Genomic DNA, 19,246 nt, shown 5'->3' with positions numbered 1-19,246 from the left:
CCCCCACGCTCCGCCGCTGCGCGGGTCGCTGCCCCCCGAGGGGGCTGACCCGGCTTGGGGCGGCCCGGCACCGGCTCGCTCGCCCCCACGCTCCGCCTACAAAGGCCCCTCCGCCTAAGATCACGCCCCATGCAAGCCCTCTCACGCCGGCAACTGGCCATTCTCGCCCTGCTCACCCTGGTCTGGGGCATCAACTGGCCGATCATGAAGTTCGGCGTGACGGGTTTTCCCGCGCTGAGCTTTCGCTCGCTGTGCATGTGGCTGGGCCTGCCGGTGTTGGCGCTGTTCCTGGTGGCGCGGCGGGTGCCGTTCGTGATCGGGCGCGAACACTGGCGTGAGCTGGGCTGGCTCACCGTGTTCAACATGTTCTTCTGGCACACGCTGGCGATCCTGGCGATCCAGACGCTGTCGAGCGGGCGGGCGGCGATCCTGGGCTACACCATGCCGGTGTTTTCGGCGCTGATCGGCGCGGCCTGGTTCGGCCAGCGCCTGCCCCACCGGGCCTGGGGCGGCGTGGCGGCCGCGGCGCTGGGCGTGGTGCTGCTGCTCTGGCACGAGCTGAGCACGCTCTCGGGCAAGCCGCTGGGCGTGGCCATGATGCTGGTGGCCGCGGCCACCTGGGCGCTGGGCACGCAGCTGATGCGGCGCACCCGCATCCCGCACCCCACGCTGGCGATCTGTTTCTGGATGACCGTGTTCACCACGCTGTGGATGAGCCTGCTGGCGCTGCTGTTCGAGCGCGACGCCTGGGCCTGGCCCACGCTGCCGGTGTGGGGCGCCATCGTCTACAACGCCGTCGGTGTGTTCGCGTTTGCCCAGGTGGCCTGGCTGATGCTGGCGCGCGACCTGCCCCCGATCGCCTCCTCGCTGTCGGTCATGTTCATCCCGGTGCTGGGCGTGTTCAGCGGCGCCTGGTGGCTGGGCGAGGTGCTGCACTGGCAGGACTGGGCCGCCGTGGCGCTGGTCATGGTGGCGATTGCGACGGTGCTGTGGCCCCAGCGGACGGTGGGACCCTGAACGGCCAGAGCCCGGGCACATCCTCGCGGGCGGCCACGGCCGGGAACAGCCGGGCATCGATGCGCTGCAGCAGGTCCTGGTACGGGGGCGCGAGGCGTTCCGGGGCGATGCGGCTGTCGAGGTGGTAGGCCGCGCGCTGACCGTGGTATTCGATGACCGGGCCCAGGCGCTCGAAGCGGATGCCCGCGAAACCCATCCCGCGCGCCAGGCGCGGCTCCATCACCGCGTACATGTGGAAGCGGCCGGTGTGGCGGGCCATGGCGATGGCCGACAGATACAGGCCGACCGCGATGTAGGGAAAGGTGCGCAGTTCCTCGGCCGAAAAACCCATGTGCCCGATGGCGCTGGCGCCTTCGGCCGGCTCGACGCGCGGTTGGCGAAAGCGGGCCGGCACGGCCAGCCGCGAGACTTCGCAGACCTCGTGGGGCGGGAAATGGCGCGGCAGCAGGCTCTCGTGCGTGAGCCCGGGGGCGCAATGCGCCTCCATCGGCAACTGCTCGCCGGCATGGCGCTTGCCCACGAGGCGCACGGTGCCGGCGAGCACGCCGGAGCGCCGGTGACGCACCATGCCATGGACCGACTGCGGGTCGAACGGATCGGTCTCCTGCCCGTCGGGCCGCAGGGGCTCGAACCGCAGTTCCTCGCAATACACCTGGTGGCGCAGCCGGTGGACCTCGCGCCGCTGGGGCTCGGTGCGCGCGATCTCGGGTCGCAGGCAGGCCAGAAAGGCGCTGGCCAGGTCCAGCGGTTCGTCTCGGCGGGCGGGCGGGGTGGATTCAAGGGTGGGGAGGTGGGCTGACCCACGGGACATCCGGGGGCTCGGCCCCGGGGAGGACAAGGGCGATGTGTGCATGGTGGAATGACCGGAAAACGCGAAAAGCCGCGTTTTTAAGTGTCACGCCTGCCAGCACCCGTCGGGTCGGCACCCTGCCAGCGCTTGCAATGCCGCGGCGAACCCTGCCGCTCAGGGCTGCCCGCCGGACTCGGCGGCGACGGTCTCCATCGCCAGGCACAGGTCGGCCCAGGCCTTGCCCTTGTCGCCGGGGGTGCGCAGCAGGTAGGCCGGGTGGTAGGTGACGATCACCGGCACGCCCTGGTAACGGTGCACCTGACCACGCAGGCGGCCGATGGGCTCGCTGGTCTGCAGCAGCGACTGCACCGCGAAACGGCCCATGGCGATGATGACCTTGGGCTGGACCAGCGCCACCTGGCGCGCCAGGTAGGGCTCGCACTGCGCCACTTCCTGCGGCTGCGGGTTGCGGTTGGCCGGCGGGCGGCACTTGAGCACATTGGCGATGTAGGCCGCCTGTTGCCCCGACCCGCTGCGGCTGCGGCCCACGGCGCGCAGCATGTTGTCGAGCAGCTGGCCGGCCGCGCCCACGAAGGGCTCGCCCTGCAGGTCTTCGTTTTCGCCCGGCGCTTCGCCGATCACCATCCAGTCGGCCTGGGTGTCGCCCACGCCGAACACAGTGTTCTTGCGGCTGCGGCACAGGCCGCAGGCTTCGCAGCCGGCCACGGCGGCCTGCAGCGCCGGCCAGTCCATGGTGTCGATCCCGGCCGGCCGGGGGCCCAGGGGCGCGGCGGCGGCGAGCGGCGCGGCAGCGGGTGCCGGCACCGGCCGGGCCGCGGGCGTTGCCGGCGCGCGGCTGGCGGCGGGCGCCGCCACGGGTGCGGCGGCGGTGGGCGGCGGGGTCGCGGGCGCGGCGGCCCGGGCCGGAGCGGCCACGGGTGGCGCCACCGCCGGCGGCTCGGCGGTCACCGCGGGCGGGGGTTTGGGGGCCCAGACACGCACGCCCATCTCGGCCAGCATGGCGCGCTGGCGCGCGTCGAGCTGGGGCACGAACGAGGTGTCCGTCATGGGGCCTCCCCACCGTTGCCGCGGGCCGCCAGGCTCAGGCTCATCACCACCGCGTCTTCGCGCTGGAAATGGCCCGCCGGGTAGTAGCCGCGGCGCAGGCCGACCTGGGTGAAACCGTAGCTTTCGTAGAGCGCACGCGCGGGCACGTTGCCCTGCCGCACCTCCAGCCAGAGCCATTGCGCGCCCTGCCCGCGCGACCACAGCACCAGCGCGTCGAGCATGAAGCGCGCCCAGCCCTGGCGCTGGTGGGTCGGCGCGACGGTGATGTTGAGCAGGTGCACTTCGTCCACCCCGGGCATGGCCACGAGGTAGCCCAGCAGCACGCGGCCGTCGCTGCGCCCGGGGCTGGCCGTCTCGCCGGGCAGCGCCTCGCTCAGCAGCATCACCGCCGGGTAGCCCGAGGCCAGCGAGTCGGCCAGGTGCTTGCGCGTCCAGGGGTGGGTGTAGGCCAGCTTTTCCACCGCGTGCACCGCGTCCAGATCGGCCTCGGCCATGGGCACGAAGGCGATGCGGCGCGCGGCGGTGGCATCGGCGCGCGGCCAGTCGGCCGGGGTCCACACGGGCACGCGGGACGCGTCCTGGGTCGTGCCGGGTTCGGGTGATTGCGCCATGCCAGCCCCCATCAGGCGCCCAGGGGATCGGTGGGTGTGGGCGCGGCCAGCCGGGCCAGGTGGTCCAGCCGCAGCTGCTCACGCTCGGCCGTGGTCTGCGCCACCTTGTCGCGCACGTAGAGCGGCAGCGCGTCCTGCGCGGCCACGGCATGTCCGGCGGCCAGCAGCGCCGGGGCCAGGCGCAGCAAGGCGCTGGCCGTGGGCAGCGCGCGCTGGCGTGCGCCGGGCAGATCGCTGAACTGCGCGCCGTAGGCCTCGAACACATTGCCGGCCAGCAGGCAGTCGCCCGCCTCCAGCGAGAGCGCCGGCGGCAGGCTCTGCCGCAGGTACCCGCCCAGCTCGGCCGGTGCGCACAGGCGCGGCGGCTGCAGCGGCGCGATCGCCAGGCCCTGCGGCCCGCAGGCGTACAGCGCCACGTACATCTCGTCCATGCGGGCGTCGAGCAGGGCCACGATCACGCCCGGCAGCGCCTGCCCGGCCTGCTCGCGCTGCCAGCGCGCTTCCTCGGCCAGGGCGTGCAGCGTGTCCACCGGCAGCACCGGGATGCCACCGGCGCGGCCCGCGCCCCGGGCGCCGTAGGCCAGGCCCTGGGCCACGGCACAGGCCGTGCGCAGGCCGGTGAACGAGCCCGGACCGCGGCCAAACACCAGCGCGTCGAGTTCGTGCAGCGCCCAGCCTGCCTGGGCCAGCAGGGTCTGCACCACCGGCAGCAGCGTGGCCGAGGCCTGCGCGCCGCCCGGGCCGGTGTGCGGGCGGACCGGCCGCTCGGGCGTGCCCGGACCCACCGCCACCGACAGGGTGTCGGTGCTGGTTTCCAGGGCCAGCAACCGCAACGGGGAGCGGGTGGCCGGGTCGAGGCTGGCGGGGGACAAAGACATCCGGGCATTATCGGCCACCCCGGGGGGCCGGCCTGGCCGCCGCGCGGCATGCCCGCAGACCGCCCGTGCCCGGCAAGGGCCGCCTCTTTTCACCGCAGGGCGCCAGCGGCGCGGGCCGCCGTCCCATAATGAAAACCCCCATGTCCGCCGCCCTGCTGCCCGCTGTGTTGCTCTCTTTCCCGCCCCACTGGCGCCGTGTGCGCCGCGCCCTCGCGCGCACCGCGCTCGTCCTGCTGGGGGCGCTGACCCTGCCCGCCTGCGCCCAGCTGCCGGTCCCGTCAAAGAACGGGCTGCCCCCCGGCGTGTCGGCGGCGCTGGCGCGCGCCGGTGTGCCGGCCGATGCGCTCTCGGCGCTGGTGGTGCCGGTCGCGCCGCCCGGCCCCGAGCGGCTGCGCCACCGCGCCGAGGCCTCGGTCAACCCGGCTTCGGTGATGAAGCTGGTCACCACCTACGCGGCGATCGACCTGCTGGGCCCGGATTTCACCTGGAACACGCGCTTTTTCACCGACGGCGAGGTCAGCGAAGGCGTGTTGCGCGGCAACCTGTACGTGCGCGGCGGCGGCGACCCCAAGCTGGTGCTCGAACGCATCCAGGACGCCTTCGTGGCCCTGCAGGACCAGGGCGTGCGCGTGGTCCTGGGCGACATGGTGCTCGACCACAGCGACTTCGAGCTGCCCGAGAGCGACCCCGGCGCGTTCGACGGCGAGGCCCTGCGCCCGTACAACGCCTCGCCCGACGCCCTGCTGGTGAACTTCAAGTCGGTGATCCTGAGCTTCTTGCCCGACCCGGCCGCAGGCGTGGCCTGGGTGCGCAGCGAGCCGCCGCTGGCGGGCCTGGCCGTCGACACCACCGTGCCGCTCTCCGGCGGCGGCTGCGGCGACTGGCGCCTGGGCCTGCTGGCGCGTTTCGACGACGCCAACACCATCCGTTTCGGCGGCCGTTATCCGCTGGATTGCGGCGAACGCAGCTGGCCCGTGGCCTACCAGGACCCCGCCAGCTACGCCGCGCGCGCCCTGGAAGGCCTGTGGCGCGCCAGCGGCGGCGCGCTCACCGGCCAGGTGCGCACCGGCCCCACGCCACCCGGCGCACGCCTGCTGCACGACGCGCGCTCGCTGCCGCTGTCGGACATCATCACCGACGTCAACCAGTGGAGCAACAACGTGATGGCGCAGCAGGTCTTCCTCACCCTGGGCCGGCTCTCGCCCACCCAGGTGATGAGCGAGAGCGCGCTGGCCGACCGGCTGGCCCTGATGCGCCCGGGCCGCTTCGAGCGCTCGCGCGAGGTGATCGCGGCCTGGTGGCGGCGCACCTTCGGGCCGCGCCACGAGCCCCCGGTGCTGCACAACGGCTCGGGCCTGTCGCGCGACGAGCGCATCACCGCCGATGCGCTGGTGGGCCTGCTGCGCCACGCCGCGCGCCACCCGCAGGGCGAGCGCTTCGTGCAGTCGCTGTCCATCGCCGGCGTCAATGGCACGGCCGCCCGCATGGCGCAAGACCCGCTCAGCGCAGCGCGCGGCAACGCCTGGCTCAAGACCGGCACCCTGCGCGACGTGATGGGGGTGGCCGGCTACGTCAATGCGGTCAACGGCACGCGCTACGCGGTGGTCGGCTTCATCAACCACCCCAACGCGCCGGCCGCGCGCCCGGCGCTCGAAGCGCTGGTGGAGTGGACGGCCTCGCAGGCGGATTGAAGCGAACCACCCCCGCAGCGCTTCGCGCTACCCCCTCAAGGGGGCGGCACTGGCCGTCCGGCAAAGCCGGCCCGGCGGTGCCCTGGGCTGCACCGCTTCACGCATCGGGATCGCGCTCCGGTGGTCCTCCGACGGGCTCAGGCCGCGGCGCGCTGCAGCCGGTCGCGCACGCCATCCCACGCGGCGTCGTCCGGGGGCGTCTCGACCCAGATCAGGCGCACGCCGGTAGCGTCGAGTTCGCGCAGCACGGCGAACAGCTCCTGCGCGCAGCGCGCGGCGTCATCGGGCATGCGCCGCCGCGGCACCGCCGCCACCGTGCGGACCGCCTGGCGCGCGTAGACCGCGATGTTTTTCGCGTCGGCGCCGAGCAGGTCCAGGGCGGCCTGCAACTGCTGCGCGCTCATCAGGCGCACCTGGGCGCGTGGCGCGTAGTGCGATTCGAGCGTGCCCGAGGCGCGCGGCGCGGCCTCGTCGCGCGCGCGCAGCGGCTGGCCACAGGCCGCTTCGAGCCGGTCCGGCGTGATCATGCCGGGGCGCAGCAGCACCGGGTGGCCACGCGTGCAGTCCACGATGGTGGACTCGATGCCGACCGGGCAGGCGCCGCCGTCCAGGATCAGCAGCGCGTCGTCGGACAGCCCGGCGAACTCTTCGGCCACGTGCTGCGCCGTGGTGGGGCTGACGCGGCCAAAGCGGTTGGCGCTGGGCGCGGCCACGCCGTGCACGCCCTGGGCGACCGCGGCCGTCAGCAGCGCCTGGGCCACCGGGTGCGCCGGGCAGCGCAGGCCCACCGAATCCTGCCCCCCCGCGGCCACCGCCGCCACCTCGGGCCGGCGCGGCAGGATGAGCGTGAGCGGACCGGGCCAGAACGCCTGCATCAGCGCCAGCGCAAACGCCGGCACCTCGCTCGCGTAGTGGTCCACCCCGGCGCGCCAGCCCTGCGGCCCCGCGCCCGGCGCGAGGTGCACGATCAGCGGGTGGTCGCTCGGGCGGCCCTTGGCTTCAAAAATGCGGTGCACCGCGCTGGCGTTGTCGGCGTCGGCCGCCAGGCCGTAGACGGTTTCGGTCGGCAGCCCCACCAGCGAACCCGCTGCCAGGCGCCGGGCAGCGGACCCGATGGCCGCCGGATCTTGGGCGTTCAGAACGAGAGACATGGGCGCATCAGCAACATCATCATGGGAGAAATGCCCCAAACCCGGCGCACCGCGGAACCGGCTTTGCCGGGCCGCCAGTGCGGCCCCCTGGGGGGCTGAGGGCTGCGGCTCCAAGCCTGCCCGCGCAGGCTTGGACAGCCCGAAGAGGCATCGACTCTGGCGATGCTGCGGCCTGCAAGGCGCGCCGCAGGCGCGTCGGGAGGGTCATAGTCCCAGCAGGGCCAGCACCCGCGCCGCCGTCTCGCGCGCCTGCGCCACCGTGGGCGCGGTGATGTTCAGGTGGCCCATCTTGCGGCCCGGGCGCGCGCTGAGCTTGCCGTAGAGGTGCAGGTGGGTGCCGGGCAGCGCCAGCACCTGGGCCCAGGGCGGCGACACCGGCTGCTCGCTGGCCTGGGCGCGCACGCCGTTGGCGTTGAACCAGAGGTCGCCCAGCAGGTTGACCATGATGGCCGGGCTGTGCTGGCGCGGTGTGGGCAGCGGCAGGCCGGCCAGCGCGCGCACCTGCGCCTCGAACTGCGAGATGTCGCAGGCGTTCTGCGTGTAGTGGCCGCTGTTGTGTGGGCGCGGTGCCATTTCGTTGACGATCAGGTCCGAGCCGCCCGCGCCGTCGTCCACCACGAAGTACTCCACGCAGAGCACGCCCACGTAATGCAGGTGGTTGGCAATGGCGACCGTGCTGGCCTGCGCGCGCGCGGCCAGCTCGGCCGGCACGGCGCCCTCGTACACCTCCGTGATGGCCAGGATGCCGTCGTGGTGCGTGTTGGCCTGCACCGGGAAACTCACCACCTGGCCGTCGGCGCCGCGCGCCACCAGCACCGAACACTCGCTTTGCAGCGGCATCAGCTTTTCCAGCACGCAGGGCACGCGGCCCAGCTGCTCCCAGGCGGCGGCCAACTCTTCGCGGCTCTTCACGCGGATCTGGCCCTTGCCGTCGTAACCCAGGCGGGCGGTTTTCAGGATGCCGGGCAGCAGATTGGCCGGCACCGCCGCCAGCAACTCGGGCGTTTCAACGGCCGCGTAGGGCGCGGGGTAGACACCGCTGATCGGGCCGCAGGCCACGAAATGCGCTTTTTCCTCGATGCGGTCCTGCGCCACGGCCACGCAGGCGGCCGACGGCGCCACCGGCCGGTGCGCGCCGAGCGTGAGCAGCGCGGGCGCGGGCACGTTCTCGAACTCGGTGGTGATGGCGTCGCAGCGCTGCATCAGCTGCGCCAGGCCCTGCTCGTCGTCGTACGGGGTCTGTATGTGGTAGTGGCTGATCAGCCCGGCCGGGCTGGCGGGGTCCGGGTCCAGCACCGCCGTGAAATAGCCCATGGCCTGCGCGGCCTGCACGAACATGCGGCCCAACTGGCCACCGCCCATGACGCCCAGGGTCATCTGCTGGCCGCGGTCGGACAGGGCGCCGGGAAGCAAGGGCTTGAGACTCATGGGGTCATTCCGTGGGAAGGGTCATGTGGCGGGCCGCCTCGGTCTGCGCGGCGCGGAAGGCTTCGAGTTGGGCGCGCAGGGCCGGGTCAACGTTCGCCAGCAGGGCCACGGCGAACAGCGCCGCGTTCGCCGCGCCGGCGGGGCCGATGGCAAAGGTGGCCACCGGCACGCCCTTGGGCATCTGAACGATGCTGTGCAGCGAATCGACGCCCGACAGCGCCTTGGACATCACCGGCACGCCCAGCACCGGCACCACCGTCTTGGCCGCGATCATGCCCGGCAGGTGCGCCGCACCGCCCGCGCCCGCGATGATGGCCTTGAGGCCGCGGCCGACGGCGGCTTCGGCGTAGGCGAACATGTCGTCGGGCATGCGGTGCGCCGAAACCACCCGCGCCTCGTGTGCGATGCCGAAGTCCTTGAGGATCTGCACGGCGTGTTGCATGGTGTCCCAGTCGCTGCTGGAGCCCATGACCACGCCCACTTGAATGGGATTCATTGGGTTGCCTTGTGTCGGGCCCCGGGGGGCCGGCGGGGGGAGCGGGTCTGGGGAGGACGGCCCGGCTCCGGTAAAGTGTCGATTTTACGTTTCGCGCCCGCGCACCGCCCACCGTGGGCCCATCTCCAGAGCCATTGCCATGATCAACGTCACCATCGCCAACTTCGAAACCGAGGTCATCGAAGCCTCGATGCAAACGCCCGTGCTGGTGGATTTCTGGGCGCCGTGGTGCGGCCCCTGCAAGGTCATCGGCCCGCTGCTGGAGAAGATCGAGACCGACTACGCGGGCCGTTTCAAGCTGGTGAAGATCGACTCCGACCAGGAGCAGCAACTCGCCCAGGCCTTCGGCATCCGCAGCATCCCGACCTGCGTGCTGCTCATGAACGGCCAGCCGGTGGACGGCTTCATGGGCGCGCTGCCCGAAGGCCAGATCAAGGAATTCCTGGACAAACACCTGCCCGCGGCCGAAGAAGTGGCCGCCGCCGAGGAAGAAGCCGCCGCGCTGGACGCGCTGGCCGATGGCGACGTGGAAGGTGCTCTGGAGAAATTGCAGCAGGCGGTGCAGACCGACCCCAACAACGACGACGCGCGTTTCGACCTGGTGAAGCTGCTGCTGGAGCTGGAGCGCGACGACGACGCCAAGGTGGCCTTCGCCCCCGTGATCGCCAAGGCCGCCGGGGTGCGCCGGCTCGACTCGCTCAGCCGCTGGATGAAGGCGCGCGACGCCCAGGCCACAGTGGGCGACCCGCAGGCCCGCGCGGCCGAACTGCAGGCCGCGATCACCGCCAACAAGCGCGATTTCGACAGCCGCTTCGCGCTGGCCCAGTTGCTCATGGCCCACAGCGAGTTCGTGCCAGCGATGGACGAGTTGCTGGAAATCCTGATGCGCGACAAGGCCTGGAGCGAAGACCTGGCCCGCAAGACCTACATCGCCATCCTCGACATCATCGAACCGCCCAAGCCCAAGGTGGCCGAAGGCCAGGTGCCCCCCGAAGACCCGACGGTGGCGACCTACCGCCGGCGACTCTCCAGCGTGGTGCTGAGCTGACCTACGGCCGCTGATCGGTCGAGGGCTTCTTCCAGAGGTTGATGCCGCCTTCCACCGCGTGCTGGTCGATGGCGGCCAGTTCGTCGGGCGTGAAGTCCAGGTGCTGCAGCGCCCCCACCAGCTCCACGATCTGCTCGGGTTTGCTGGCGCCGATCAGGGCCGAGGTCATGCCCGGCTGGCGCAGCACCCAGGCCACGGCCATCTGGGCCAGGCTCTGGTCCCGCGAGGCGGCGATCTCGTTGAGCGCGCGCACGTGGGCCAGGTTCTGTTCGCTCAGGTGCTCGGGCTTGAACGAGCCGCCGCCCGGCTGGTTGATGCGCGCCGACTCGGGAATGCCGTTGAGGTACTTGCCGGTCAGCAGGCCCTGGGCCAGCGGGCTGAAGGCGATGCAGCCGATGCCCTCGGCCCTCAGGGTGTCGAGCAGTTCGCCTTCGATCCAGCGGTTGAGCAGGCTGTAGGACGGCTGGTGGATCAGGCAGCGCACGCCCATCTGCCGCAGCAGCGCCGCGGCTTCGCGGGTCTTGCCGGCCGAGTAGCTGGAGATGCCCACGTACAGCGCCTTGCCCTGCTGCACCGCCGTGGCCAGCGCGCCCATGGTTTCTTCCAGCGGGGTGTCGGGGTCGAAGCGGTGGGAATAGAAGATGTCCACGTAGTCCAGGCCCATGCGTTTGAGGCTCTGGTCCAGGCTGGCGAGCACGTATTTGCGCGAACCGCCGCCCTGGCCGTACGGCCCGCGCCACATGTCCCAGCCGGCCTTGGTGGAGATGAGCAGTTCGTCGCGGTAGGGCCGGAAGTCGCGCCGCAGGTGTTCGCCGAAATTGGTTTCGGCGCTGCCGGCCGGCGGGCCGTAGTTGTTGGCGAGGTCGAAGTGGGTGATGCCCAGGTCGAACGCGGTGTGCAGCAGGGCACGCTGGGTGTCCAGGTGCGTGCTGTCGCCGAAGTTGTGCCACAGGCCCAGAGAGATGGCGGGCAGTCTGAGGCCGCTGTGTCCGCAGGTCCGGTAGGGCATGCTGTCGTAGCGGGTGGGGGCGGCGGTGTACATGGCGGGTCTCCTTCTTGTTGGTCGGTGATAAACAGCCACTCTACCCAGTAACCACCCGGAAACCCAGCCCTTTGTGTCGGCAATTGGGTTGCTCCCTGTGGGGTGCTTGCTGGCCAGTCGATGGCGTGGGGTGTCCGACGCCGCGGATGTCCCACGGTCCAAAGCGCCCGACCCGGAAAAACCCTGCTGGGGCAGCAGGCATCGGCCGCGGCGCGGTCCACGGGTCTAGCATTGCCTGTGCATGTCGACCCTCGGCGTGGTCGGCAAGCCGTGCCGCCGACTGGGGGCGGGTGGCTGGCCGCACCACCGATGACCGCAGCCTGCGGCCGGGCCGATCTGCGTTGGCCCCTTCCAGCAGGAGACCGTCATGGACCATGCCCTTGAAAGACACGCGGCCGTGGACACACCCCATGTGCGCCGAGTCGAAACCCTGCAGCCACTCGAATGGTTGCGCCGAGGCTACGCGGATCTCGCCCAATCGGGCCGATCGAGCCTGGCTTACGGTGTGTACATCACCGCCTTCGGTGTGATGCTGTTGGCCCTGAGTTGGGGCGCCACCTACCTGGTGCCGGCCTTTGCCGGCGGCTTCTTGCTGGTGGCGCCGTTCGTGGCCATCGGGCTGTACGCCATATCGGCGCAAATCGAACGCCACGAACGCATCGACATGGCGCGGGCCATGTTCGCCTGGCGATCCAACGCCGGTTCGATCGCCTTGTTCGGCCTCATGCTGACGCTGTCGCTGATCCTGTGGGAGCGGGTTTCGGCGATCATCTTCGCGCTCTCCTACGGCGGCAACGTGCCCGACCTATCAGCGGTCGTTCAGGACGTGCTGTTCTCCGGCGAATACTGGCCGCTGTTGCTGGCTTTCTTTGGCGTGGGGGCCGCGTTCGCGGTCATGGCGTTCACGCTGTCGGTGGTGAGTGCGCCGCTGCTGCTCGACCGGCCGATCGACGTGGTGACGGCCGCCATCACGAGCATGCGCTGCTGCCTGGCGAACCCCGCCGCCATGGCCTTGTGGGCCGCGCTGATCGCCGGCCTGGTGCTGATCGGCTTCGCCACCTTGATGCTGGGCCTGATCGTCATCTTCCCCTTGCTGGCACATGCCAGCTGGCACGCCTACCGCGACCTCATCGTGGATGGGGCCGGATGAAGGCCGGCGCCGCCGCCATGGCCCGGCGGCGGTTCAGTGCAGGCGCAGTCCGCTGAACTGCCCGTGCCGCGCCTGGCGCATCAGCGCATGGAATTGCCGGTGGTCCAGCCGGAGCAGGCGCTCGTGATCGCCGCACTCGATGTAGACCACGCTCAGGGTTTCGAGTTCGTCATCGACCACCGTCTCCAGGCCCCAGACCATGCCCAGCGCGGGCACGGCGCCGCGTTCGCAGTCGGGGAACAACGCGGCAATGCGGTTCTCGTCGGCCAGGCGCAGGTGCTGGCGCTCCAGCAGCTGCGACACCCGGCCCAGCCGCACGTAGCGATCGGCCGGCACCACGGCCATCACGCAGCCGATGTCGTCTTCCAGCACGACGGCCTTGGCCAGCTGGTGCGGCGACACATGCGCGGCATGGGCGGTGTCCGAGCTGCCGCGGGTGTGCCGATGGCGCTGGACCTCGTATTCGGCGTCCTGCGCCTGCAGGAAGGATGACAAGCGAGGGGGAATGAACATGGCGGCCTCCAACTCAATGCGCTGCCCCATGGCTGCGGCTGTGCTCGCCCTGCCGCTCCCTCGGTTGGGGCACTTCGGTTGGGCCACTCAGACGGACCAGCCCGAGGCCGCCAGCCAGTGGTCGGCCAGCAGCAGCGCAAACAGCGCGAACAGGTAGACGATGGAATAGCGGAAGGTGGGCATCGCCAGCGCGATGTCCCGGCGCAGGCGCCAGGCGCAGGCGATGAAGCGCGCACCGAGGGCGAGTGCGCCGAACAGGTAGAGAGGGCCGCTCATGCCGATGGCCACCGGCAGCAGCGACACACCGCCCAGGGCGATGCTGTAGTACAGGATCTGCGCCGTGGTGTAGGGCACGCCGCGCACCACCGGCAGCATCGGGATGCCGGCGCGGGCGTAGTCGTCGCGGCGGTGGATCGCCAGGGCCCAGAAATGCGGCGGCGTCCAGATCAGGATGATGAGGAACAGCACCAGCGCGCCCGCGTCCACCTGGCCCGTCACCGCCACCCAGCCCAGCAGCGGAGGCGCAGCACCGGCGGCGCCCCCGATGACGATGTTCTGCGGCGTTCGCTTCTTGAGCAACAGGCTGTAGACCACGGCATACCCGAGCAGCGATGCCAGCGTGAGCACGGCGCACAGCGGGTTGCTCACCCACAGCAGCAGCGCCAGGCCGGCCAGGCCCAGGGCGATGGCGAAGACGACCGCCTGCGCCGTGCCCAGCACACCGCGCGGCAGCGGCCGGCCCCGCGTGCGCGCCATCAGCGCGTCGATGCGCTGGTCGATCACGTGGTTGGCGGCGGCCGCGCTGGCGGCCACCAAGCCGATGCCCAGGGTGCCGAAGACCAGCACCGTCCAGGGCGGCCACCCCGCTCGCGACAGCAGCATGCCGACGAGCACCGTGAACATCATCAGCGCGATGACCCGGGGCTTGACCAGTTCGACATAACTGCGCCAGGGCATCACCCTGCCACGCGGCAGGGGCACGGCCAGTGCGGTGGGAGGCTTCGACATGGCGCAGGCCCTCGTGGGGTTTCCAGGTTGAACGCTAGCGGAAGAAGAGCAGCCGCGTCAGGTGCACGTAGCCGGCCTCAGAGGCCATCAGCCCCACCAGCGCGATCAGGGCCAGCGGCGGCAGCAGGATGGCGTAGATCAGCGCCAGCCGCTCCCAGGCCAGGTGCATGAACACGGCCACGATGAGGCCGGCCTTCAGCAGCATGAAGATGAGGATCAGGCTCCAGCGCAACATGCCTTGCAGGTGGTAGTAGTCCACGGCGTAAGACATCGTGCTCAGCACGAAGAGCAGGACCCAGACCTTCAGGTACAGGCCGATCGGGTGCTGTTGCTGCCCGGGGAGGGCGTTGCTGGTTGTGTGCATGGCGTTCACCACAGGTAGAACAATGCAAAGATGAAGACCCACACCAGGTCGACGAAGTGCCAGTAAAGGCCGGCGATCTCGACGATCTGGTAGTTGCCTGCGGATGCGCCGGCCTTGGGGCCGTCATACCTCCCGCGCAGCAGGCGCACGGCAACGACGATCAGGTAGATCACCCCGGCCGTGACGTGCAGGCCGTGAAAGCCGGTGATCATGAAGAAGGTGGAGCCGAACTGCGCCGCGCCCATCGGGTTGCTCCAGGGGCGCACGCCTTCGTCGACGATCAGCTTGGTCCACTCGAAGGCCTGCATGCCGACGAACATGGCGCCGAAGGCCGCGGTCACGAACATCAGCCGCGCTGCGTTGACACGGTCACGGCGGTAGGCGCAGTTGACGGCCATCGCCATGGTGCCGCTGCTGGTGATGAGCACGAAGGTCATCACCGCGATCAGCAGCAGCGGAATGTCGGCACCGCCGACGTGCAGCGCGAAGACCTCGCTCGGGTTCGGCCACGGCACGGTGGTGGACATGCGCACCGTCATGTAGCCGGTGAGGAAACTGCCGAAGATGAAGGTGTCGCTGAGCAGGAAGAACCACATCATCGCCTTGCCCCACGCGACGTGGAAGGCCTGGCGGTCGGACGACCAGTCGGCCACCAGCCCGCGCAGCCCCGTCACCGGCGCAGAGGTCCCGGTGCTCGGTGGGGTGACGTGGGTGGCGATGTTGCCCATGGCGGTCTTTCAGGCGTCGCCGCAGATGAAGCGCACCACTTCCGGCGTCAGCCAGCCGAGCGCGGCGAACAGCACGGCCCACACGGCGAACAGGAAGTGCCAGTAGCGTGCACACAGCGTGATGTGCAGGGCCAGGCGTCGCGGCTCGGCCGGCGCTGCAATGGCCGACTGCACGGTGGCGCTCCAGGCGACCAGGCCGCCGATCACGTGCAGCCCGTGCAGCGCGGTGAGCACATAGAAGAAACTCGCCGCCGGGTTGCCCGCGAGCACCACGCGGGCGTCCAGCAGGCTTTGCCAGGCCCACAGCTGCGAGCCCAGAAAGGCCATCGCGGCCACGCCGCCGACCAGCAGCAGGCGCCTCGCCCGGGCGTGGCGCAGCGCATGCGCCGCCGTGGCCGAACGCTGCAGCAGCAGGCCGCCGGCCAGCAGCAGCGCACTGCTCAGCCACAGCTGGGGCGGCATCGCGATCGGCGACCAGTCGGCCGCATCCATGCGCATCGCGTAGGCGACGAGGAACAAGGCGAACAGCACGCTGACCACGCCCATGAACAGCCACAGGCCGGTCGCGGCGGCGCGCGCCCGGGTGGCGGCCGGGTCCCCGATCTGCAGCGTGGTGGTGTTCATGAGCGGGCTCCGTCATGGGGCGACGCCGGCGCCTCGGCTTCCTGGCCGCCGGCCAGTGCCGGCGCATCTTGTGCAATGAAATCCTGTGCGGCGCCTGGCACGCTGTAGGCGTAGGCCCAGCGGTGCACCACCGGCAGCTGCGGGCCCCAGTTGCCATGGCGCGGCGGCGTGTGCGGCGTGGCCCATTCCAGCGATGCCGCGCGCCAGGGGTTGGTCTCGGCAGGGCGCCCGCGCCAGGCGCTCCACAGCAGGTTGAAGACGAACAGCAGCTGCGCCGCGCCCACGATCAAGGCCACCACGGTGATGAAGGCGTTGAGCGTGTGGGCCGAGGCGGGAATGAACGCGTAGTTCGCGTAGTCGTAGTAGCGCCGCGGCATGCCCATCACGCCCAGGTAATGCATCGGAAAGTAGATCGCGTAGGTGCCGAGGAAGGTGATCCAGAAGTGGATGCGCCCGAGCCGCTCGTCGAGCATGCGGCCGGTGACCAAGGGGTACCAGTGCGTGATGGCGCCGAACACCACCAGCAGCGGCGCCACGCCCATCACCATGTGGAAGTGGGCGACGACGAAATAGGTGCCCGACAGCGGGATGTCGACACTGACGTTGCCCAGGAACAGCCCCGTCAGCCCACCGGCCAGGAAGGTGAGGATGAAGGCCAGCGTGAACAGCATCGGCACCGTGAGGTGTATGTCGCCGCGCCACAGTGTGAGCACCCAGTTGTAGACCTTGATCGCCGTGGGCACCGCGATGATCAGCGTGCTGGTGGCGAAGAAGAAGCCGAACCACGGGTTCATGCCGCTCACGAACATGTGGTGCGCCCACACCACGAAGCTCAGGCCCCCGATGACCACGATGGCCCAGACCATGGTCCGGTAGCCGAAGATCGCCTTGCGCGCGTGCACGCTGATGAGGTCGGAGACGATGCCGAAGGCCGGCAACGCGACGATGTAGACCTCGGGGTGGCCGAAGAACCAGAACAGGTGCTGGAACAGCAGGGGGCTGCCGCCTTTGTGGCTGGTGGCCTGCCCCATCGACAGCAGTGCGGGCATGAAGAAGCTGGTGCCCAGGGTCTTGTCCAGCAGCATCATCACGCCGCTCACGAAGAGCGCCGGAAACGCCAGCAGCGCCAGGATGGTGGCCACGAAGATGCCCCACACCGACAGCGGCATGCGCAAGAGCGTCATGCCTTCGCAGCGCGCCTGCAGCACCGTGGTGACGTAGTTCAGCCCGCCCATGGTGGTGGCGACGATGAAGATCAGCAGCGACACCAGCATGAGGATGATGCCCCAGTCGTGCCCCGGCGTGCCGGGCAGGATGGCCGCCGGCGGGTACAGCGTCCAGCCCGCGCCGGTGGGACCGCCCGGCACGAAGAAACTCGCCATCAGCACGATCACGCTGAGCAGATAGACCCAGAAGCTCAGCATGTTCATGTACGGGAAAACCATGTCGCGCGCACCGATCATGAGCGGGATCAGGTAGTTGCCAAAGCCGCCGAGGAACAGCGCCGTGAGCAGGTAGATCACCATGATCATTCCGTGCATGGTCACGTACTGGTAGTAGCGTTCGGCGTTGATGAACTCGAACACGCCAGGGAAGCCGATCTGCAGCCGCATCAGGTTGGACAACAGCAGGCCCACCAGCCCGACCGCGATGGCCGTGCAGGCGTACTGCACCGCAATCACCTTGTGGTCCTGGCTCCAGACGTAGCGGGTGATGAAGCTGCGCGGAGCGTCATCGTGATGGCTGGTGTCGACGAGGGCCATGGCGGGCGTCCTGTGGGGGTCAGGGCCGAGCGGGCGCGGGGCCCTGGGTCTTGATGTAGGCCACCAGCGCGTCGAGTTCGTCGGCGGTCAGTTCGAACTGCGGCATCACCGGCGCGAAGCCTTTCACGTTGCGCGCCTTCGGGTTGCGGATGAAGCCGCGCAGGTAGTCCTCGTCAACCCGCGCGGTGGAACCGTCGGCGAAGGTTTCGGTCTTGCCGAACAGGCCTTGCCAGGTCGGTCCCACGCCGGGCCGGCCGTCCACCGTGTGGCAGGCCACGCAGCCCTTGGACTGCGCAAGCACCCGGCCCAGCGCCGCGATATCCTGCACACCGCCTCCCGCCGCGCTGTTGGCCTTGGCCAGCGTCGCCGCGAAAGTGGGCTGCTGCTGCAGCCAGGCCTGCCAGGCGCTCGCATCCTCCACCACAACCACGCCGCGCATGGCCGGGTGCCCCACGCCGCACAGCTGCGCGCACATGGACTCGAAGCGACCCGCCCGGGTGGGCGTGAACCAGAACCAGCTCACCTGGCCCGGCACGATGTTCATGCGCGCGCGGAACTGCGGCACGAAGAAGTCGTGCAGCACATCGTGCGAGCGCGTCAGTACCTTCACCGACCGGTCGGTCGGCAGGTGAACCTCGTTGGCATCGATCAGCGTGTCGTCCTGCGCGGCGGGGTCGGCCGGGTCCAGGCCGAAAGGGTTTTCGGCCGACACGAAGCGCAGGTCGGTGCCGCCCAGCTTGCCGTCCGCACCTGGCATGCGGAAGCGCCATTGCCATTGCTGGCCGAGGATTTCGAGCAGCATCGCGTCAGCCGGCGGGTCGATGTAGCGCGCATACACCAGCAGGCCAGGGGCCAGCAGTGCCACGATGCCCAGCGTGGTGATGCCGCCCAGCCAGCGCTCAAGGCGTTTGTTGTCGGGCTCGTAGGCGGCGCGTGCGCCCGGGCGGTGGCGGAAGCGCCACAAGGTGTAGACCACGAACAGGTTGATGGCGACAAAGAACACCCCGGTGACGACAACGGTGATGGTCAGCGTGTCGTCCATCGATGCCCAGTTCGACGCCAACGGCGTGAGCCACCAAGGGGTCACAAGATGGAAAACCACCGTTGCGGCGACGATCAGCAGCAGTGCGATGGCGATGACCATGGCGTCTAGGGCGCGCAGGCGAAAGCGAATGGCTCGCGCAGCGGCCCCCCCCCCCGTGATCGATGCGATCCCATGTCCATGGTTCCCTCCGGTGGTGGCGCGCCAGCGCCTTGTTACCGCGGTTCAGGTTCTCAGGGAAAGGCCGGAATATTGGGTTCGATGCCTTCCAGGTGGGCCTCGGGATGCAAAGCCTGCAGCCGCGACTCGATGGCCTCGACACGCCCTGGCGGCACATCCAGCATCAGCAGGATCTGCCCCTGCTGGATCGCCCGCTCGAACCGCCTGAGCCGCTGGCTGGGGATGGACACACCGATCATGCTCGAGGCCCAGGTGCCGAAGATCGCACCCACCATCGCGAGCACGACGACCAAGCCCCATCGCGGTGGCTCGCCGGGGACCTGCAGATACCACGCCACCACCAGACCCGCCGCGGAACCCAGGACCGCGCCGATGAGCGCACCCCACTGGGCGGCGCGCACCACGTCGGAGGTCTGCAGGACGTTGGCCACGTGCAGGCCGGAGAGGTTGATGTCTTCGCGGCCGACAAAGTGCATGTGTCGCTCGTCGATGCGAGCCAACAGCATGTCATCCGTCGTCCTGCGGGCGCTGGCCACATCGGGCAGCAGCCAGTAGATACGCTTGCTCATAGGGGCCTCCTTCCGCTCAGCGGTGTGGCATGCAATGCAAGCTCTCAAACCTTCCTGATCAGCGACACCCCTCTGGGTGCCTGTT

20 protein-coding genes are annotated in these 19,246 nt (G+C 70.2%); 4 read left to right on the top strand and 16 right to left on the bottom strand.

Annotation, left to right across the window (positions count from 1 at the left end):
• Positions 1 to 129 precede the first annotated feature (129 nt).
• Positions 130 to 1,017 (top strand): DMT family transporter, encoded by an 888-nt coding sequence (locus KIH07_RS05985; RefSeq protein ID WP_226491094.1) that lies wholly within the window; start codon positions 130 to 132, stop codon positions 1,015 to 1,017.
• Here the strand turns inward: KIH07_RS05985 and KIH07_RS05980 are convergent.
• The 4 genes from KIH07_RS05980 to tsaB all read right to left on the bottom strand — a co-directional run bounded on the left by KIH07_RS05980 (position 965) and on the right by tsaB (position 4,364).
• Positions 965 to 1,828: a PEP-CTERM/exosortase system-associated acyltransferase gene (locus KIH07_RS05980; protein ID WP_226491093.1), complete on the bottom strand. Its 864-nt coding sequence runs from the start codon at positions 1,826 to 1,828 to the stop codon at positions 965 to 967. The genes KIH07_RS05985 and KIH07_RS05980 overlap by 53 nt on opposite strands.
• 153 nt (positions 1,829 to 1,981) lie before the next feature.
• Complete coding sequence (locus tag KIH07_RS05975; protein ID WP_226491092.1) at positions 1,982 to 2,875, bottom strand: uracil-DNA glycosylase; 894 nt, start codon at positions 2,873 to 2,875, stop codon at positions 1,982 to 1,984.
• Positions 2,872 to 3,486 (bottom strand): ribosomal protein S18-alanine N-acetyltransferase, encoded by a 615-nt coding sequence (gene rimI / locus KIH07_RS05970; protein WP_413465707.1) that lies wholly within the window; start codon positions 3,484 to 3,486, stop codon positions 2,872 to 2,874. Before rimI ends, KIH07_RS05975 begins: the two co-directional genes overlap by 4 nt.
• Positions 3,487 to 3,497: 11 nt before the next feature.
• Positions 3,498 to 4,364 (bottom strand): tRNA (adenosine(37)-N6)-threonylcarbamoyltransferase complex dimerization subunit type 1 TsaB, encoded by an 867-nt coding sequence (gene tsaB, locus KIH07_RS05965; protein ID WP_413465706.1) that lies wholly within the window; start codon positions 4,362 to 4,364, stop codon positions 3,498 to 3,500.
• Between the two features lie 140 nt (positions 4,365 to 4,504).
• Here tsaB and dacB point away from each other — a divergent pair, with 140 nt between their 5' ends.
• Positions 4,505 to 6,055, top strand: coding sequence for a D-alanyl-D-alanine carboxypeptidase/D-alanyl-D-alanine-endopeptidase (gene dacB, locus KIH07_RS05960; RefSeq protein WP_226491091.1), 1,551 nt, complete (start codon positions 4,505 to 4,507; stop codon positions 6,053 to 6,055).
• A gap of 137 nt (positions 6,056 to 6,192) precedes the next feature.
• On the opposite strand, the gene KIH07_RS05955 is transcribed toward dacB, so the two are convergent.
• The 3 genes from KIH07_RS05955 to purE all read right to left on the bottom strand — a co-directional run bounded on the left by KIH07_RS05955 (position 6,193) and on the right by purE (position 9,130).
• Entirely contained in the window at positions 6,193 to 7,206 is a 1,014-nt protein-coding gene (locus KIH07_RS05955; RefSeq protein WP_226491090.1) for an L-threonylcarbamoyladenylate synthase, read from the bottom strand.
• A 204-nt stretch (positions 7,207 to 7,410) separates the two neighbouring features.
• Positions 7,411 to 8,634: a 5-(carboxyamino)imidazole ribonucleotide synthase gene (locus KIH07_RS05950; protein ID WP_226491089.1), complete on the bottom strand. Its 1,224-nt coding sequence runs from the start codon at positions 8,632 to 8,634 to the stop codon at positions 7,411 to 7,413.
• Between the two features lie 4 nt (positions 8,635 to 8,638).
• Positions 8,639 to 9,130, bottom strand: a complete 492-nt coding sequence (purE, locus tag KIH07_RS05945) for a 5-(carboxyamino)imidazole ribonucleotide mutase (protein ID WP_226491088.1) — start codon at positions 9,128 to 9,130, stop codon at positions 8,639 to 8,641.
• Positions 9,131 to 9,269: 139 nt separating this feature from the next.
• Here purE and trxA point away from each other — a divergent pair, with 139 nt between their 5' ends.
• Positions 9,270 to 10,178, top strand: coding sequence for a thioredoxin (gene trxA / locus KIH07_RS05940; protein WP_226491087.1), 909 nt, complete (start codon positions 9,270 to 9,272; stop codon positions 10,176 to 10,178).
• A 1-nt stretch (position 10,179) separates the two neighbouring features.
• On the opposite strand, the gene mgrA is transcribed toward trxA, so the two are convergent.
• Positions 10,180 to 11,220 carry an L-glyceraldehyde 3-phosphate reductase gene (gene mgrA / locus KIH07_RS05935; protein WP_226491086.1) on the bottom strand — a complete coding sequence of 347 codons (1,041 nt, stop codon included), beginning with the start codon at positions 11,218 to 11,220 and terminating at the stop codon, positions 10,180 to 10,182.
• Between the two features lie 367 nt (positions 11,221 to 11,587).
• Between mgrA and KIH07_RS05930 the strand changes: the two genes are divergently transcribed.
• Positions 11,588 to 12,370: a DUF2189 domain-containing protein gene (locus KIH07_RS05930; RefSeq protein ID WP_226491085.1), complete on the top strand. Its 783-nt coding sequence runs from the start codon at positions 11,588 to 11,590 to the stop codon at positions 12,368 to 12,370.
• 33 nt (positions 12,371 to 12,403) lie between these two features.
• On the opposite strand, the gene KIH07_RS05925 is transcribed toward KIH07_RS05930, so the two are convergent.
• From KIH07_RS05925 to KIH07_RS05890, 8 genes are all read right to left on the bottom strand, one after another.
• On the bottom strand, positions 12,404 to 12,883 hold the full coding sequence (locus KIH07_RS05925) for an aminoacyl-tRNA deacylase (RefSeq protein ID WP_226491084.1): 480 nt from the start codon (positions 12,881 to 12,883) through the stop codon (positions 12,404 to 12,406).
• Positions 12,884 to 12,970: 87 nt separating this feature from the next.
• Positions 12,971 to 13,840: a heme o synthase gene (cyoE, locus tag KIH07_RS05920; RefSeq protein ID WP_226494628.1), complete on the bottom strand. Its 870-nt coding sequence runs from the start codon at positions 13,838 to 13,840 to the stop codon at positions 12,971 to 12,973.
• 85 nt (positions 13,841 to 13,925) lie between these two features.
• On the bottom strand, positions 13,926 to 14,255 hold the full coding sequence (locus tag KIH07_RS05915) for a cytochrome C oxidase subunit IV family protein (RefSeq protein WP_226491083.1): 330 nt from the start codon (positions 14,253 to 14,255) through the stop codon (positions 13,926 to 13,928).
• Between the two features lie 5 nt (positions 14,256 to 14,260).
• A complete protein-coding gene (locus KIH07_RS05910; RefSeq protein WP_226491082.1) occupies positions 14,261 to 14,983 on the bottom strand; it encodes a heme-copper oxidase subunit III family protein in 723 nt (240 codons plus the stop codon).
• Between the two features lie 9 nt (positions 14,984 to 14,992).
• Entirely contained in the window at positions 14,993 to 15,607 is a 615-nt protein-coding gene (locus tag KIH07_RS05905) for a cytochrome c oxidase subunit 3 (RefSeq protein ID WP_226491081.1), read from the bottom strand.
• On the bottom strand, positions 15,604 to 17,370 hold the full coding sequence (locus tag KIH07_RS05900) for a cbb3-type cytochrome c oxidase subunit I (protein ID WP_226491080.1): 1,767 nt from the start codon (positions 17,368 to 17,370) through the stop codon (positions 15,604 to 15,606). The genes KIH07_RS05905 and KIH07_RS05900 overlap by 4 nt, the downstream gene beginning before the upstream one ends.
• A gap of 19 nt (positions 17,371 to 17,389) precedes the next feature.
• The gene (locus KIH07_RS05895; RefSeq protein WP_226491079.1) at positions 17,390 to 18,514 is read right to left on the bottom strand and encodes a cytochrome c oxidase subunit II; all 1,125 of its coding nucleotides are present in this window, start codon (positions 18,512 to 18,514) and stop codon (positions 17,390 to 17,392) included.
• A 131-nt stretch (positions 18,515 to 18,645) separates the two neighbouring features.
• Positions 18,646 to 19,161, bottom strand: coding sequence for a DUF1269 domain-containing protein (locus KIH07_RS05890; RefSeq protein WP_226491078.1), 516 nt, complete (start codon positions 19,159 to 19,161; stop codon positions 18,646 to 18,648).
• Positions 19,162 to 19,246 lie beyond the last annotated feature (85 nt).

This window comes from Hydrogenophaga taeniospiralis (assembly GCF_020510445.1).
Classification (GTDB): Bacteria; Pseudomonadota; Gammaproteobacteria; order Burkholderiales; family Burkholderiaceae_C; genus Hydrogenophaga.
Note: the sequence above shows the minus strand (reverse complement) of the source record. Positions and strands in the feature narration are given on the sequence as shown.

Coding starts and splice junctions, on each gene's coding strand:
- KIH07_RS05985 (WP_226491094.1), top strand. CDS start 130: ATGCAAGCCCTCTCACGCCGGCAACTGGCCATTCTCGCCCTGCTCACC.
- KIH07_RS05980 (WP_226491093.1), bottom strand. CDS start 1,828: ATGTCCCGTGGGTCAGCCCACCTCCCCACCCTTGAATCCACCCCGCCC.
- KIH07_RS05975 (WP_226491092.1), bottom strand. CDS start 2,875: ATGACGGACACCTCGTTCGTGCCCCAGCTCGACGCGCGCCAGCGCGCC.
- rimI (WP_413465707.1), bottom strand. CDS start 3,486: ATGGCGCAATCACCCGAACCCGGCACGACCCAGGACGCGTCCCGCGTG.
- tsaB (WP_413465706.1), bottom strand. CDS start 4,364: ATGTCTTTGTCCCCCGCCAGCCTCGACCCGGCCACCCGCTCCCCGTTG.
- dacB (WP_226491091.1), top strand. CDS start 4,505: ATGTCCGCCGCCCTGCTGCCCGCTGTGTTGCTCTCTTTCCCGCCCCAC.
- KIH07_RS05955 (WP_226491090.1), bottom strand. CDS start 7,206: ATGTCTCTCGTTCTGAACGCCCAAGATCCGGCGGCCATCGGGTCCGCT.
- KIH07_RS05950 (WP_226491089.1), bottom strand. CDS start 8,634: ATGAGTCTCAAGCCCTTGCTTCCCGGCGCCCTGTCCGACCGCGGCCAG.
- purE (WP_226491088.1), bottom strand. CDS start 9,130: ATGAATCCCATTCAAGTGGGCGTGGTCATGGGCTCCAGCAGCGACTGG.
- trxA (WP_226491087.1), top strand. CDS start 9,270: ATGATCAACGTCACCATCGCCAACTTCGAAACCGAGGTCATCGAAGCC.
- mgrA (WP_226491086.1), bottom strand. CDS start 11,220: ATGTACACCGCCGCCCCCACCCGCTACGACAGCATGCCCTACCGGACC.
- KIH07_RS05930 (WP_226491085.1), top strand. CDS start 11,588: ATGGACCATGCCCTTGAAAGACACGCGGCCGTGGACACACCCCATGTG.
- KIH07_RS05925 (WP_226491084.1), bottom strand. CDS start 12,883: ATGTTCATTCCCCCTCGCTTGTCATCCTTCCTGCAGGCGCAGGACGCC.
- cyoE (WP_226494628.1), bottom strand. CDS start 13,840: ATGCCCTGGCGCAGTTATGTCGAACTGGTCAAGCCCCGGGTCATCGCG.
- KIH07_RS05915 (WP_226491083.1), bottom strand. CDS start 14,255: ATGCACACAACCAGCAACGCCCTCCCCGGGCAGCAACAGCACCCGATC.
- KIH07_RS05910 (WP_226491082.1), bottom strand. CDS start 14,983: ATGGGCAACATCGCCACCCACGTCACCCCACCGAGCACCGGGACCTCT.
- KIH07_RS05905 (WP_226491081.1), bottom strand. CDS start 15,607: ATGAACACCACCACGCTGCAGATCGGGGACCCGGCCGCCACCCGGGCG.
- KIH07_RS05900 (WP_226491080.1), bottom strand. CDS start 17,370: ATGGCCCTCGTCGACACCAGCCATCACGATGACGCTCCGCGCAGCTTC.
- KIH07_RS05895 (WP_226491079.1), bottom strand. CDS start 18,514: ATGGTCATCGCCATCGCACTGCTGCTGATCGTCGCCGCAACGGTGGTT.
- KIH07_RS05890 (WP_226491078.1), bottom strand. CDS start 19,161: ATGAGCAAGCGTATCTACTGGCTGCTGCCCGATGTGGCCAGCGCCCGC.